Below are 15,420 nucleotides of genomic sequence, written 5' to 3' on the forward strand. Positions count from 1 at the left end.
CTAGCATACTATGATGGGAATTCCAGCGCTTAAATACGAACCTTAAAAACAAAAAAAGATGAAGAACTTTAAAAAGTTAAAAGTATGGCAGAAAGGAATAGAATTGGTTGTTGACATCTACAAAAGTACCAACACATTTCCTAAAGAAGAAATGTATGGTTTGACGAGCCAGATCAAACGTTCTGCGATTTCTATTCCTTCCAATATTGCAGAAGGATCAGGAAGAGGCTCGGATAAAGATTTTAATCGATTTTTAGACATCGCATTGGGTTCATCATTTGAGCTAGAAACACAGCTAACCATTGCAAAAAGATTGAATTTTATTTCAAATAAAGATTTTTCAGAAATTATAAATAGTCTGGATGAAGAACAACGAATGATCACCGGACTTCAAAAGAATTTAAAACAAAGCTAATGGCTCGCAGCTAGAGGCTAGTAGCTCATCATATGAAAACAATACTCTACATACTACAAAAAGAATTCCGGCAAATATTTCGGAACAAGACCATCCTGCCGATGATCTTTGTTGTGCCGATTATGCAAATGCTGATTTTGGTTTTTGCAGCAACCTACGACATGAAACGAATCGATCTGGTTGTGGTAGATCACGACATGTCGGAAAACTCAAGGCACCTGATCGCCAAATTTGATGGAATTCCTTTTTTTCATGTGCATCATTTAGAGCAATCTGAAAAGCTGGCCGAAGACAAGTTATTAAATGACGAAGCAGATGCAATTCTTGTTTTCCCGGTCGATTTTGAACGTAACCTCATCCGCGATGATGAGGCAAAAGTGCAACTTTTGATAAATGCTATCGAAAGTAATTCGGCGCAGCTGATTTATTCCTATTCGGCCAACATCATCAGTGATTTCAACAAAAACATTATTGCCGAATGGAAAGGAATCCCGGAATTTACACCACCCACAAAAGTTGAAATTACGGAGAACTACTGGTACAACCCGGAGCTGGATTACAAATGGTTTATGGCGCCTGGCATTTTGGCCATTCTGGTTACCATCATCGGCATGTTTATGTCGGGAATGAATCTGGTGCGCGAAAAGGAAATAGGCACCATTGAGCAACTCAACGTAACACCGCTAAAAAAATACCAGTTTATTATTGGCAAACTTGTTCCGTTCTGGATAATCGGTTTATTCGATCTGGCTTTTGGATTAACCATTGCCTGGATTGTTTTCGACCTCCCCATTGTTGGCAGTTTGTTCACCTTGTTTTTTATGGCCGGCATTTACCTTATCGGGGTGCTTGGCCTCGGCCTGTTTATCTCAACAGTAGCCGACACCCAGCAGCAGGTTATGTTCGTCAGTTTCTTTTTTATGATGATCTTTATTCTTATGGGAGGAATTTTTACTCCGGTTGAAAGTATGCCCGACTGGGCACAAACCATCGACCGGCTTAACCCCATTTACTATTTTATGCGGGTCATGCGTATGGTTGTTTTAAAAGGCTCAAACATTTCCGACCTTTTGCAGGAACTCGTTTCCCTGTCGATTTTAGGAATTACATTCTTAAGCCTGGCTATTTGGCGTTACCGAAAAACGGCATAGCATTAGCAGTTAACCTTTTTATTTAGATATCGTTTATCTGTAAGCAGCATAATGGCATGAAACGCCGATTCTAAAAGCAGTACGATGAACGAAGATTTTAGTCTTGAAATAAAAGAACGAGAATATTTTGAAGAGGGCATTTTTCGTGTGCTCGACAAGCTACATTCCGATTCTGCAAAGTTTATTACCCACACTAACCGCCAGCACTATTACATTCATGAGGTTCGCACCAATATTAAGAAAATACGGGGTTTGTTGCGTTTGCTGCGACACGAAATCGGCGAAGACAACTACAACGAAATGAATAACTACTACCGCGATCTGGCGCAAGAAGTAGCCCTGTTACGCGACGATACTTCACAAATTGAACTGCTCCAGGAAATAAAAGTTAAGTTGCGTAATCCTGCAGTTACAAAAGCGCTCGACAAAATTATATCCGAACATCGTAGAAAAAGAAAAAACGCATTTGAACATTTTAAACAATCCGGACACTCACAAGACATAAAGCAGATGATACTGAGCCTGCAGCAAATGATGCATAGCCTGAATTTTGCAGGCGATCCGGAATCGTTCATTCTGAAAAGCCTGCAACATATTTATAAACAAGCACGAGGTGCGTTTGAAACCACCGAATTTTTGAATGATGATGAGATTTACCATTACTGGCGAAAACAGGTTAAATACCTGACCTACCATTTAATGCTGCTCAATCAGGCCTGGCCAAATTCAATACGCGTATACATTAGCGATTTGAGTTTATTGGGAAGTACGCTCGGAAAACTGCACGACCTGAATTTATTTCATGAGGCAATAAAAAACAAAAGCATTTTAATTCCCCATAAAGATTCACGCGAAAAATTATTACATTATTTGTATAATCGACGATCGGCTTTAAGAAAACGTGTTCAGGCTCGCGGCGAACAATGTTTTACAGAAAGTAGCGATGCTTTTGCCCTGCGCATTTTTAATAACTGGGAAAATTCGGTGATGCATAAAAAACATCTAAAGCTTTTTAGTGGCCGCAAATCAAAGAATGATATTCAGTGTGATTGCGACGGCAATTAAGCATCAGCTTCATTTGCCATTTCCAACAACTTCAAAGTGGTTTTCCAATTGCGGGTAGTTGAGCTCACTTTCAATTGGCTTTCAAAAAAGTTATTGTTGAGTTTGGTTTTTCCATACCCGTGCGGACAATACACATAAATGGCGCCAGCAGAAATCGAAAATTCTTCTCCGGCTTTTACATGGGCAGTGATTTTTTCTTCATTCACATTTGCCAGATATCTTTTCAAAAAAGTAACATGCAGGAATTGAGCTTCCCGATTTTCATCATCTGCAAACGGATTGTTTTTAACGATATTCGCCAATTCCTTTTCTTCTAAAACCAACACCGGCACATCAAATCCAAAGTCTTTTCGAATTTGTTTATTGATCAATTCTTCCAAATTATCGGAACTTGTCTCCTGATAACCAAAAACAACATTCCCGCTTTGAATGTAGGTCTGCACTTGTTTAAAACCAAGGCTGCTGAATAAGGATTTCAAAGCATCCATCTTTATTTTGTTTTTCCCGCTAACATTTATTCCGCGCAAAATGGCTACATACGTTTTCATACCTCCATAACATCAAGTCCAAAAGTAAGTTCTTATACTTTGTCTTTTTTCCCAAAACTAATTTTCGGCAATAGAAAGAACAAAGATTGAATTGTAAGCGTTAAATTTGAAGCGCAAGCATTATTCATATGACAGCACCGACAGATCACAAATTAATCTACTACATAAAAAAGTGGGTCGACAATATTTCTGAAGACGATAAAAAATTGATTTTATCTGCCTTTGAACCGCTTTCTGTTAAAAAGAAGAAAGACCTGCTGGAACCCGACGAAACCTGTAAATACATTTATTTTGTGATTAAAGGTTGTTTGCGCTCGTATTACGTTGATGCAAAAGGGATCGAGCATATCTACCAAATAAGGTTAGACAACAGCTGGATAAGCGATCTGGAAAGTTTTTTTTCGCAACGCCCTTCAAAATATTACATCGAAACATTGGAAGACTCCGAGTTACTGCGAATTTCGTTTGATCGCCTGGAGCAACTTTACAACGAAGTTCCAAAATTAGAACGCTACTTTAGAATTCTTTTCCAAAAGGCCTACATTAATGCGCTGGAGCGTTTAAACGCTACGATGTGGGAATCGGCGGTTGACCGCTATAACAACATGCTAAAAGAACATGCCGACATTTTTCAGCGCGTGCCTTTGGTATACATTGCTTCTTATCTTGGAATTACACCCGAAAGCCTGAGCCGCATCCGCAAAAAGTCAGCAAAATAATTCCAGCTAATCCATCAGGTACTTTTCCCAATGATTTAAAAAATCGCGATACACCCTGAAATGCTCAGTATCTTCATATTTCACCTCCGAAACCGGCATCTCATCAAAATTGTAAATGGTGGCATTTTTACACGCCAGCAAAATTGGCGAATGTGTGGCAACAATAAACTGGGCATGGCCCCCTTTTGAGTTTTCGCTGATCAACCGGAGTAATTCCAACTGACTGGAAGGCGAAAGTGCCGTCTCCGGTTCATCTAGCAGGTACAATCCTTTTAGCTTGTAACGGCTTTTAAAAAACGACATAAGTGATTGACCGTGTGATTGTGAAATCAAGGATTTACCACCAAAAAACTCCAACTGGCCGGGATCTGTTGTTGCCCATTCTTCCAGCATCGAAGCAAAATCTTTGAATATCTGCGCTCCGAAAAAAGAACCGGGAACCGATCCGTTCACCCACGAAACCTTCAAATACCGATGCAATGTGGCTTCGTAACGGTTAACCATGTATCGCGAAGTCATATTATTCCTCCAGATATAAATGCCTGCTGCTACTGCAATGGCCTCAAGCAATGTTGACTTTCCCGACCCGTTTTGCCCTACAAACAAAGTAACCGGATTGGTAAAATCAAGTTTTTTTGTTTCCGAAAACAAAGGAAGATTAAACGGATAGTGCTCCCTTGTTGGGTATTGTTCCGCTTCAAGTTTTATACTGTTCAAATGGTACATGTTGAAGTTATTGGTTTCAAAAATTGGATAAAAGCCGTTATCACCCTTAAAAAAAAATGCTTCCCTTTCTAACAGCCTAAATTCGCAGTCATTTTTCAATCAATTCCGAAGATAAGCATAATCAGAATGTTATCCGCTTAACATAGATCAATTTCATTTCTTATCATAGGTCAAGTGTGCAAGGCATGCTGGTGCCCTACTTTTGTGTTGTACAATTAAAACAAAAAACGATGCGAAAAATAGATCCAAAAAAATTATCCGTTCAGGAGCGAGTTGAAAAGCTTAACGACATGATTGTTGGAGGACACATTTTAGAAGCATTCGAAAAATTTTATGCCGATGATGTAATCCGGCAGAAAAACGATTGTGAAAAGATCGTTGGAAAAAACGCGTGTCGTTTGCAAGAAGAAAATCTGGTTACCGGTATAACAGTGTTCAGAAAAGCCATTGTGAAAAAAGTAATTATTGGCGATAAAATTTCGGTGGTGGAATGGGAATTTGATTACACCCACGAAGATATCGGTGAACAAAAGTACAGCCACATTACGTTACAAAAATGGAATTGCGATGGACAAATAATTAGTGAAACAATTTATAACAACAATTAAAATTTAGAACAATGAAAAAATTAGTATTAGCACTGGCGCTGGTATTAGCAGCGAGTGTTGCAACATTTGCACAGAAAAAAGAAGTAAAACAAGAAACATCGCTTGTAAAATGGACAGGTAAAAAAATTGGTGGATCTCACCACGGCGAAATCAATGTAAAAAGCGGTTATTTCGAATTCAAAAACGACAACATTGTTGGAGGCGAAGTGGTAATTGATATGAATAGCATTACCAATAAAGACCTTGATAACGAAGAGTACAATCAGAAATTAGTGGGGCACTTAAAATCAGATGATTTTTTTGGCGTTGAGAAATACCCGACATCAAAATTTGTGGTTACCAAAGCAACAAAATTCGAAAACGGGAAAGCCAGTATAACAGGAAAACTCACCATTAAAGAAAACACCGAAGAAATAACGTTCGATGTTGTTAAAGAAGGAAATGCCTACAATGCCGAAGTTGAGATTGACCGATCGAAATTTGATGTACGTTACGGCTCAAACTCATTCTTCGATAACCTGGGCGACAAAGCCATAAACGACATTTTCACCCTCGATATTTCTCTTGCACTTTAAAAAGTGCCGGAGAACAATATGAGGCATTAATCGGTTTTGAGATTACAGCCGACAGGCATGAAAACAGTTGCGGGGAAGTGAAAAAATGAAACGAAAACAATTTTTAAAAACAGTAATGGCGGCAGTACCGCTAACAGTTGCAGGGATGAAACTTAACGCATTAAATAGAATAGCCGAATCGTTGGAAAATACGCCCAAAATGCCGGTGTTGTTTCTGGGGCACGGAAGCCCGATGAATGCCATTACAGAGAATGAATTTGTTCAGGGTTTCAGAAAGGTGTCTTCTGAAATTGAAAAGCCAAAAGCAATTGTTGTTGTGTCAGCACATTGGCAAACACAGGGAACACGCGTTACCGCGATGGGACAACCGGCAACCATTCACGATTTTGGTGGTTTCCCACAGGAACTTTATGATGTGCAATACCCGGCACCGGGAATGCCAGAACTGGCGCAGGATGTAAAAGATCTCGTGCAGAACACTACCGTTCACCTCGATGATAAGTGGGGCCTCGATCACGGAGCCTGGTCGGTTATCCGGCACATGTATCCCAAAGCCGATGTTCCGGTAATTCAACTGAGTTTGGATTACAGAAAATCACCACAGGAACATTATGAACTTGCTCAGGAGCTCAACAAATTACGCGAGAAGGGGATTTTAATAGTGGGCAGCGGTAACAACGTGCACAATTTACGAATGGTGCACTGGGGAAAACTGAACGAGAATTTTGGTTTTGACTGGGCCAACGAAGCCAACAATAAAATGAAAGATTTGATATTGAGCGGCAATCACCAGGATTTGATCAACTATACGAAAATGGGCAGGGCTTTTCAATTATCGATCCCAACACCCGAGCACTATTTACCACTGCTTTACGCGCTGGCACTGCAGGATAAAAAAGATGAAATAAGCATTTTTAATGACCAGCCGATTGGTGGCTCATTAGCAATGACCTCGGTAAAAATCGGATAAAAATGGTTCACGCAGATAACACAGATTTTCGCAGAATTTGAATTTCTTAAATCTGCACTTTCAGCGAAATCTGCGAGAAACTAAAACAATTATTTTAAGTATAAACAATTAAAATTTGATAAAATGAAAATAGGAGTAACAGGAGCAACAGGACAATTGGGACAATTGGTGGTAGAACAATTAAAACAAAAAACAGCAGCAGAAAACATTGTAGCATTAGTACGCACGCCCGAGAAAGCTGCAGATCCAGGTATAGAGGCACGTGCCTTTGATTACGAAAAACCAGAAGACCTGGCCAGCGCATTGGAAGGTATTGATAGCTTATTGTTGATTTCCGGCAATGAAATCGGGAAACGTGCACAACAACACACCAACGTTATTAAAGCGGCAAAAGAAGCCGGCGTTAGCTGGATTGTATATACCAGTTTATTACATGCCGACACTTCATCGCTAAGTTTGGCCGGCGAACACATGGCAACCGAAGAAGCATTGAAAAACTCAGGCATTGATCATACTGTTTTGCGTAACGGTTGGTACACCGAAAACTATACCGGATCGATAGCAGGGGCATTGGGTGCTGGCGCATTTGTTGGCAGTGCAGGCGATGGAAAAATATCGTCGGCAACACGTGCCGACTTTGCCGAAGCTGCAGCCGTGGTGTTAACAACCGAAGAACATAAAGGCAAACTTTTCGAGTTGGCAGGCGACGAAAGTTATACCCTAACCGACCTGGCTGCCGAGATCTCGAAACAAACAGGAAAAGACATTCCTTACAACAACCTTCCTGAAGGTGAGTACGCTAAAATTTTAAAAAGCATTGGTTTGCCCGAACTATTTGCTGATGCCATTGCCAGTTGGGATACGGGAGCATCGAAAGGAGACTTGTTCGATGACTCAAAACAACTGTCAAAATTAATTGGCAGACCAACAACACCAATGGCCGATGCTGTAAAAGCCGTTTTATAAATCAATTAAAAATAGCATTTGTTAAAAGCTGTCTGTATTTTTCTGCAAGGAAGTATGCAGGCAGCTTTTATTTTCTGAAGATCCAATAAAAATTAGTAGTAAAATCTGCTTTAAATTTATTGACTCTCCCTGATTGTGCCTTCGACACAATCGTCCCTCTCTTCATGAAGAGAGGGAATGAGGGAGAGTTCGCTGAAAGTTTGAATTATTTTCCTCACTGTTGGTGATTCATGGGAATCATGATTGTTTTATTAGAACTCAATATTCAAAAACACGGCAGGCGTAAACGAGATGGCATCGGAATAAACACCAACAAGACTCACTTCGTCGATGGTGCTAATCCTTATATTCGAGTATTTAATGTTTTCGGTATTAAAAATATTCAGAATTGAAATTCCGGCTTCCGCTTTCACTTTTCCCGGTTTGAATTTATAAACCAAAGCCGCATCCATCCGGCTGTAAGCTTTATCGAAGTTTAAGTCGTTATCAACCTCAAAATCATAACGTTCGAAACCGGAACCGTAAACGTAATTTGCCGAGAGATAAAACGATTTATAATTGTAAACCCCCGCAAATTTTAGCTCATGTTTTTGCTGGTGTGGTGCCGGCCGCCAAACATTAACCCTAAAATAGGGGAACTGCTCCTCCGTGTTACTCAGGGTGTACGAAATCCAGGCCATGTTTCGCTTGTACTCTTTTTTAAGAAAAATATCAAGGCCTTTACTTCTTGCCTTCCCCTCATAAAATCCCTCACTAATGCGTAAATTGCCGGTCCTATATCGACTTAATCCCTCAGTAGTTTTATAAAAAGTCTCGGCACTGACTGTAAATCCGTTTTTTTGATACGATACTCCGGCCACAAAATGTTCGGCATTTAAAACCGGAATTTGTTCCTCATCGGAATTTGTCCAAAACTCGGTATAATTATTTGTACTGTCGAGCACCGTTGTTTTCGATAAAAACTGGTTATACAGTCCCCATGAAGCATTTATTTTCATGTCGTCAAAAACCGAAAACGATGCCGAAACTCGTGGTTCAAAATACCATTTACCGGGTTTGGTGTTATAAATAACTCGCACACCCGTTTTTAACTCCAGCAACTCCCCTAACGGATATTCATCCTGCAGATAAGAATAAATACGTGGCGATTGGTTATTGATATCAATCTGTTGTTCGCCCTCGGAAAAACGCGATAATTCAACATTGTTGTTAATCACTCCCGCACCTACCAACAAACGATGTCCCTGACGAAAATTTAGGGTATGTTCGGCATTAAAACTTAGTTCGTCCACGGTGTTTCCCGAGTCTAAATGACTCTTTAATTCTATGAACCCGTCTTGAGACCTTTCTGTTTGGGCTTTTTGGTACAACTTACGCTCGAATGCGGAATAAGCAAAAGTCAGGTTGGTAGCATCCCCATTTCTCCAGGGATAATTCAACTGTGCCGATCCGCCCAACTGGTTATTCTGTTCCTGCTCCTCCCGCGTCCATAAAACACCTCCTATACGGGCATCCATATCGTAATTAAAATCATCGCCACCACCGTATAAACTAAGCGAAAACCGGCTTCCGTCATCCCCTTTAAATGTATACTTCAGGTTGGCGTCGCGAAAAACAAAATCGGGTTTTACATCCGAAATACGACTGGCTGCAGGACCTTTCCCCAGGAAATTTCCTGATCCGGCACCGGAACCCGGTGTTGAACTTTCTTCTCTTGTAACAACACTTATTCGTGTTGGGCCGTACAGCTGATGGTAGGTTTGGCGGTAAGCTGCCAGCAACGACGACTTTTTTGAAAGCGGCAGCTGAACCATCGAATTTACAGTAGTTGAATTGATACTGAATGTAAGACCTGGTTTTAATAAGGTTCCGTCTTTGCCCTGAATATCAACAATTCCTCCAACGCGATCGCCGTAACGGGCTTCGTAACCGCCTTTCATTACTTCAATATTTTTCACCACCAAAGGATTAACAACGGCAATGTTATCGTTAAAATTTTTCAACCCAAAAACAGTAAATCCGTCAAATTGGATTTTACTCTGGCTCTCGTAAGCGCCCCAAATAAGCAGATCGTTCGATTGTTCGCCTGAGGCCATTACTCCGGGCATTAAGCGCAAAAGATTAAACACCGAATTATCGCCATACCCGGGCAGTATGGGTGCTATTTGGTGGTTAATTTTCATTCGTCCGGCATTGTAACCAATAAGCGTTGATTTTTCGATAGGATTGCTGTAAATCTGCACCTCTTGAATGCGTTCGATTTGCGGATAAAGCAAAAAATTACGACTGAGACTTTGGGTAACAACCGTATCGTAAACAAAATAACCCAGGTGCGATATCTGTAGATTGTATGATGTATCGGCCGAAGCGATAAAATTAAAATGTCCCTGCAAATCGGATTGTACCGGCCGGCGGTTAATAAGAATGTATGAATACGGCAAAGGCTCGAAAGTGTTAGCTTCCAGCACTCGTCCGGAAATTTGTGTGAGCTCCGGCTTGCGTTCCCGTTTTGGTATGATCAGTATTACATCGCCCGATCGTTCGATTTCGAGCGGAAAATCTTTAATGAGAAAGCGCAACGCCTCTTCATCGCTGTTGAAAGTTTTGTTGGTGGCACTAACTAAAAATCCGGAAAGTAAATCACTGTCGTAGGCAAACTGAAAGCCATACTGTTCCTTTAAATCGATTAAAACCTGATTTAGCGGGGTTTTGCGTGTGTTGATTTCTATTTTTTCGTGGTTTTGTGCCGCCACTTGCGATACGGCCAGCAGCATTACCAAAACCACAACGGTTAACCTGTTCATTAACTTTCGTCTGTCACGATGTAAACATTATTCGCTTGTTTTTCAAACTTCAGCCCCATTGGTTTACAAACAAAATCCAACACTTCTTCAACGCTGTACTGTTTTGAAAAATTACTTCCAAAATTACGATTATTTAATTGCGGATCGAGTTTTATGGTTACGGCATACTGACGCTCTATTTCATCGATAACCTCTTTTAACGGGCGCCCGGTGAAATAAAAATAATTTTGTTTCCAGCTTATTGCCTTTTCGGGCTCAAACATTCTGGTAACAACCAGTTTCCCTTCTTCAAGTTCAACGTGGTTTTGAGGCAGTAGAATCACTTTCTCGTTGTTTGGCGATGTTACCTGAACTTTTCCTGTGAGGCAGGTTACACGGTAATTTTCTGCGCGGGCATAAATATTAAACGAAGTTCCGAGCACTTGCGTTGTTCCGTTTTTGGACTCAACGGTGAAAGTTGATCCCTCTTCAACAGTAAAAAAACCTTCCCCTTCAAATTTCAGTTTACGATCCCATTTCCATTTTATCGGATTATAAACCAGTTTTGATGCTGCATTCAAATTAACCTTTGAGCCATCGGGTAATACAGCTGTTAGATGTTCACCCGGCAAACATTCTATGGTTTTCTGCCAGGACGAAACGACTGCCCCTATTCCAAAAATTAACAGGACTACTGCCGCCGCTGACCACTGAATCCATTTATTCCGGATAGCGACCACTTTTGCCGGTTTTTTAGCCATTTTGCCTTGCAGCTCAGTCCAAACATCAGCCTCCGATTTCTCCCAGCTAATCTTTCCCTTTCCGAAAAGATCTTTTTCGAAATCATTTAACGGGTTGCTATGTCTATTTTTATCATTCATTTGTTTTTAAACTAGTTCGTAAAAAGTGCAGAGCGAGCTTCATTCTTTTTTCCACTGCCTTTACACTTACACCAATCATTTCGGCAATTTCGCTGTAGGTTAGCTGATCAACCCTGCTCATCAGGAAAACGGTTCGTTGTTTTTCAGGCATTCTTTGCAGTGCGTTATTGTACGTTTCCTTCAATTGCCCGAAAACCAGATCTTCCTCCGGTGTGCGCGATTTTCCATCCGGTTCATAATGTTTAAAAAACTCAAAAGAACGTTTTTCTTTTCGGTAGTACGACACAAACAGGTTGTTGGCTATTTTAAAAAGCAGGCCTTTCACCCTGGCATCGTCAATTTTATTGTTCTTCTCCCAAATTTTCAGAAATGTTTCCTGCGCAATATCAGTAGCCAGTTCGGTATCTCCCGAACGATAGAACATGTAGTTACGAACCTGGCTAAAATGTTCATCAAAAAGCTTTTTGAATTCTTCTTTTGTCAAAACGCGGCAACAATGATTAGACTTTTAAAGTTACGGGAATTTACGGGAATGAGAAATACCGGGAGACCATGAAAACACATCCCGGTATTATCTCCCCATTACTAACTATCCGTTGCCGTTATGGTTATTATTTTGATTCTGACTACCATTTTGATTTCCGTTCTCTCCGGTGTACTGATGCTGATTCCTATACTGATATTGTTTTGCCATTCCGTTATAATGTTTTTCCGAGAGGTCGATTACTTCGTCTCCGGCATTGGTTGACAACAGTGCATAATGATCGCATTCTTCGCCGCTTTCGTTATACCCATAATCAAGTACCGAAACCAGGTTACCATCTATTCGCACTTCAACCACTCCTTCAACCATATATCGGCACATTGCCAATCGTTTTAACGGAGTGGTAATTATTTTGCTGTAGGTTTCTTCGGTTCCATCGGGCCACACAATGGTTCCGGTAACTTCGCCGGTAATAATCACAACATCATCACTTTGAATTTCGGGAGTATCAAGACCTGCCAGCCATTGCCATACCCGTTCGGCACTTCGCGTAACAGTTGTACCATCGGGATACACAAAGGTTAATTCCGACTCAAACTTACGGAATGTACTGTCCACTTTGTCGACTATTACTTCCGTGGTACCGTTAATCAGCATCGAATCAACCATAAAATCATTGAAACTTACCAATCGCGAATAATCCTGACTGTTTCGTGGTGCCGAAATTACCAATACAATTTCTCCGCTTAATACTTTACCGTTGTTTAACACGGTGCTATCGCCATAGTCAAGCGTGATTGTAAGCGGATATGCAGTACTGTCGCTGTGATCAATAGTTACGTCCGGACATTGATTTTCGAAATAGCGTAATTTGTTGTGCCATCCAAAAAATTTGCCCATTTGCCACCAACGTGTAAGAATTCGTTCGGCATTGGCAAAAAATTCCACTTCGTAATTACATTCGGCAACTGCAGCTTCAGCCTGCACTTCGGCCACTGTAATTTCGGCCGATTTTAAGGTCTGTTCGTCACTCATCCCCGGAATATCAATACCTTCATCGGTATTTGTATTACACGAGAACATGAATATTGCTAATGCAATAACTGAAAATCCAATAATTCTTTTCATGACATTATATTTTAATGATTATTTCTACCTGTTATCCGCACAAGACTCCCAGCACCCTACTCTTTTGGGCATTTTTTTTAGAATTATTTTTGACCATTAGCTCAATCTTCTGACAAACAACATCTTGAGCTAATTATTTTTTCGTTGGCTTTACAAAAATCCTTTGTTGAAAGCGCTCAAATTGTTTACTTTTGGCTGCTCAAATCAGTTTAGAATATGAAAGCAGTTGTAGTTTTAGGTTTTATTCTTTTATTTCTTGGTGTGCAAACTCAGGCACAAAACAATGAACCGCTTAACAGCGAAAAACCCAAAGTGGTAATTGGTATTATTGTTGAAAACATGCGCCCCGATTACATTCAGCGCTATTGGGATAAATTTCAACCCAACGGATTTAAGAAAATCTATACGCAGGGTGCCGTTTGCAAGAATGTGAAACTTACGCTGCACGAGCAAAACTACGCCAGCGGAACAGCAACGCTATTTACCGGGGTTCATCCTTCCATTCACGGAATTGTTTCAACTTCGTGGTACGACCGCCTGAAGAAAAAGGAAATTGACAGCACCGAGGACGACTATTATTTTACGGTTGGTGCCGATACCAAATCCGGTGCGGCCTCGCCACAGAACCTGCTTTCAACAACACTTACTGATAATTTGAAAATATTAAGCGGAGGAAAAGCAAAAATCTTTAGCGCTGCTTTAAACCGCGAATCAGCCATTTTTGCAGCCGGTCATGCTGCCGACGGAGCTTACTGGTTCGACATAGAATCGGGAAGAATGATATCAAGCTCGTTTTACATTAGCACTTTCCCCGATTGGGTGCGTTTGTTCAACAGCGAAAATTACGCCGATATTTACAGTCACCGCACCTGGACAACGCTGCTTCCGGAAATCGAATACACCGAAAGCCTGCGCGACGACTACCTGCTGGAGCGTGGTTATTTCGGAGAGTTTAATACTTTCCCGCATTCTATGAACAAATACATTAGCCGTACCAACAATTTCCGGCCGTTTAAAACAACGCCATCGGCCAATATGATGATCAAGGATTTTACCCTGCGTTTGTTGGAAAACGAGGAAATTGGAACGGACAACATAACCGATTTTGTTACCGCAGTATTTTCGAGCATGGATTACGAAAATGGTTCATTCGGGCCGGCGTCGCTTGAAATGGAAGATACTTACCTGTATCTCGATCAATACATCGGAGAATTGATTGATGCCGCCGAACAGAAATTCGGAAAAGACAATGTATTGTTTTTCCTAACGGCCAACACATCTGCTTCGTACCCGGTTGAATATTTGAAAGAAGAATTTCACCTGACCGTTGATTATTTTAATGTTGAAAGTGCCATTGCGCTCCTTACTTCATACCTGAATATTACCTACGGCGAAGAGAAATGGATCGAACATTATTCTGATCTTCAGCTTTACCTCGATCACGATATCATTAATAAAAACGATAATGTAACGCTAAATGAATTGCGCGAGGTTTCATCAAATTTCATTAACCAGTTTACCGGCGTTCAGGTATCGATGCCCGCTTTCCAGCTGGAACAGGGCAGTTCGGCAAACGGCTTGTTCGAACCGCTGTACAATACGTACCACAAAAACCGTTCGGGCGATTTTATCTATACCTTAAAGGAAGGCTGGCAACCCGGTTATAAATTCAAGCGTGCCAATTACACCGATCAGTCGCGAATTCCGGTAGTGATCTGGGGAAAAGGAATTAAAGCACAAACGATTAGCACAACGCACAATGCTGTTGACCTGGTGCCAACACTGGCCGAATTAATATCTGTGCCGAGACCCGACAAATGCCAGGGAAAAATTATTAAAGAAATTGTGGAAACGAAATAGAAAAGCTGTTAGCCAGCTAAGGTGCTAGAACAGTTTAAATCCCTTACGTTCGTTCTTCTTTTCCAGTTCCAGCTCAGCATGTACCTGATCGTTCTTTTTCTGTCGGTTTTTACTGCTCAATAGTGGCTGAAGGCTAACTACCAATGTAGTATCTGAAACGGCTTCAACGTGGTGTAGAACAGGTTTAAAACCTCCGTTTGAAATGGACAAATCAATATCGCCCTTATCAAGAATTAGTTTATAAAATCCATTCTGATTGGTAATTGTTCCGATTCCTGAATTCTTTTCAAAAATACTTACGTTTTCCATAGCTTTTCCGTTGGATCCATTATTAACATAACCTGTTATGGTTACGATTTGAGCCCAATTCATGCCCGGAATAATTAATAACAGAACAGCGAAATGGGTGATTAATACTGTTTTCATTTTAATGAACTTGTTAAATTGTTTTATGGCTCTATAAAATTAGACAAAAAACAGCACAAAAAGGTTGCTTCATCCTTTAATTTTCTTTAAACAAATTGTTAATGAATCTCAAATT

At 40.6% G+C, this 15,420-nt stretch carries 16 protein-coding genes; 9 read left to right on the forward strand and 7 right to left on the reverse strand.

Annotation, left to right across the window (positions count from 1 at the left end):
- Positions 1 to 58: 58 nt before the first annotated feature.
- From G4420_RS01470 to G4420_RS01480, 3 genes are all read left to right on the forward strand, one after another.
- Positions 59 to 415, forward strand: coding sequence for a four helix bundle protein (locus G4420_RS01470; protein WP_163321844.1), 357 nt, complete (start codon positions 59 to 61; stop codon positions 413 to 415).
- Between the two features lie 32 nt (positions 416 to 447).
- Positions 448 to 1,566, forward strand: coding sequence for an ABC transporter permease (locus tag G4420_RS01475; protein ID WP_163321845.1), 1,119 nt, complete (start codon positions 448 to 450; stop codon positions 1,564 to 1,566).
- An 84-nt stretch (positions 1,567 to 1,650) separates the two neighbouring features.
- On the forward strand, positions 1,651 to 2,631 hold the full coding sequence (locus tag G4420_RS01480; protein WP_163321846.1) for a CHAD domain-containing protein: 981 nt from the start codon (positions 1,651 to 1,653) through the stop codon (positions 2,629 to 2,631).
- Here G4420_RS01480 and G4420_RS01485 read toward each other — a convergent pair.
- Positions 2,628 to 3,179, reverse strand: coding sequence for a DUF1697 domain-containing protein (locus tag G4420_RS01485; RefSeq protein ID WP_163321847.1), 552 nt, complete (start codon positions 3,177 to 3,179; stop codon positions 2,628 to 2,630). The genes G4420_RS01480 and G4420_RS01485 overlap by 4 nt on opposite strands.
- A 128-nt stretch (positions 3,180 to 3,307) precedes the next feature.
- On the opposite strand from G4420_RS01485, the gene G4420_RS01490 reads away from it, so the two are divergent.
- The gene (locus tag G4420_RS01490; RefSeq protein ID WP_163321848.1) at positions 3,308 to 3,898 is read left to right on the forward strand and encodes a Crp/Fnr family transcriptional regulator; all 591 of its coding nucleotides are present in this window, start codon (positions 3,308 to 3,310) and stop codon (positions 3,896 to 3,898) included.
- A gap of 6 nt (positions 3,899 to 3,904) precedes the next feature.
- On the opposite strand, the gene G4420_RS01495 is transcribed toward G4420_RS01490, so the two are convergent.
- A complete protein-coding gene (locus G4420_RS01495) occupies positions 3,905 to 4,615 on the reverse strand; it encodes an AAA family ATPase (RefSeq protein WP_204273563.1) in 711 nt (236 codons plus the stop codon).
- Positions 4,616 to 4,854: 239 nt separating this feature from the next.
- Between G4420_RS01495 and G4420_RS01500 the strand changes: the two genes are divergently transcribed.
- From G4420_RS01500 to G4420_RS01515, 4 genes are all read left to right on the forward strand, one after another.
- Entirely contained in the window at positions 4,855 to 5,232 is a 378-nt protein-coding gene (locus G4420_RS01500; protein WP_204273564.1) for a hypothetical protein, read from the forward strand.
- Between the two features lie 11 nt (positions 5,233 to 5,243).
- Positions 5,244 to 5,807 carry a YceI family protein gene (locus G4420_RS01505; RefSeq protein WP_163321851.1) on the forward strand — a complete coding sequence of 188 codons (564 nt, stop codon included), beginning with the start codon at positions 5,244 to 5,246 and terminating at the stop codon, positions 5,805 to 5,807.
- Between the two features lie 85 nt (positions 5,808 to 5,892).
- On the forward strand, positions 5,893 to 6,777 hold the full coding sequence (gene ygiD, locus G4420_RS01510) for a 4,5-DOPA-extradiol-dioxygenase (RefSeq protein WP_204273565.1): 885 nt from the start codon (positions 5,893 to 5,895) through the stop codon (positions 6,775 to 6,777).
- A gap of 123 nt (positions 6,778 to 6,900) precedes the next feature.
- Positions 6,901 to 7,743, forward strand: a complete 843-nt coding sequence (locus G4420_RS01515; RefSeq protein ID WP_163321852.1) for an SDR family oxidoreductase — start codon at positions 6,901 to 6,903, stop codon at positions 7,741 to 7,743.
- Positions 7,744 to 7,994: 251 nt separating this feature from the next.
- Here the strand turns inward: G4420_RS01515 and G4420_RS01520 are convergent, their stop codons facing one another.
- The 4 genes from G4420_RS01520 to G4420_RS01535 form a co-directional block, all read right to left on the reverse strand.
- Entirely contained in the window at positions 7,995 to 10,547 is a 2,553-nt protein-coding gene (locus tag G4420_RS01520) for a TonB-dependent receptor (RefSeq protein ID WP_163321853.1), read from the reverse strand.
- A complete protein-coding gene (locus tag G4420_RS01525; RefSeq protein WP_163321854.1) occupies positions 10,547 to 11,407 on the reverse strand; it encodes a FecR family protein in 861 nt (286 codons plus the stop codon). Before G4420_RS01525 ends, G4420_RS01520 begins: the two co-directional genes overlap by 1 nt.
- On the reverse strand, positions 11,400 to 11,891 hold the full coding sequence (locus G4420_RS01530) for an RNA polymerase sigma factor (protein WP_163321855.1): 492 nt from the start codon (positions 11,889 to 11,891) through the stop codon (positions 11,400 to 11,402). Before G4420_RS01530 ends, G4420_RS01525 begins: the two co-directional genes overlap by 8 nt.
- Before the next feature lie 105 nt (positions 11,892 to 11,996).
- Positions 11,997 to 13,019, reverse strand: a complete 1,023-nt coding sequence (locus tag G4420_RS01535) for a hypothetical protein (RefSeq protein WP_163321856.1) — start codon at positions 13,017 to 13,019, stop codon at positions 11,997 to 11,999.
- 216 nt (positions 13,020 to 13,235) lie between these two features.
- Here G4420_RS01535 and G4420_RS01540 point away from each other — a divergent pair, with 216 nt between their 5' ends.
- Entirely contained in the window at positions 13,236 to 14,879 is a 1,644-nt protein-coding gene (locus G4420_RS01540; protein ID WP_163321857.1) for an alkaline phosphatase family protein, read from the forward strand.
- Positions 14,880 to 14,903: 24 nt separating this feature from the next.
- Here the strand turns inward: G4420_RS01540 and G4420_RS01545 are convergent, their stop codons facing one another.
- On the reverse strand, positions 14,904 to 15,305 hold the full coding sequence (locus G4420_RS01545) for a carboxypeptidase-like regulatory domain-containing protein (protein ID WP_163321858.1): 402 nt from the start codon (positions 15,303 to 15,305) through the stop codon (positions 14,904 to 14,906).
- Positions 15,306 to 15,420: the final 115 nt, after the last annotated feature.

This window comes from Draconibacterium mangrovi (assembly GCF_010586825.1).
Lineage (GTDB): Bacteria > Bacteroidota > Bacteroidia > Bacteroidales > Prolixibacteraceae > Draconibacterium > Draconibacterium mangrovi.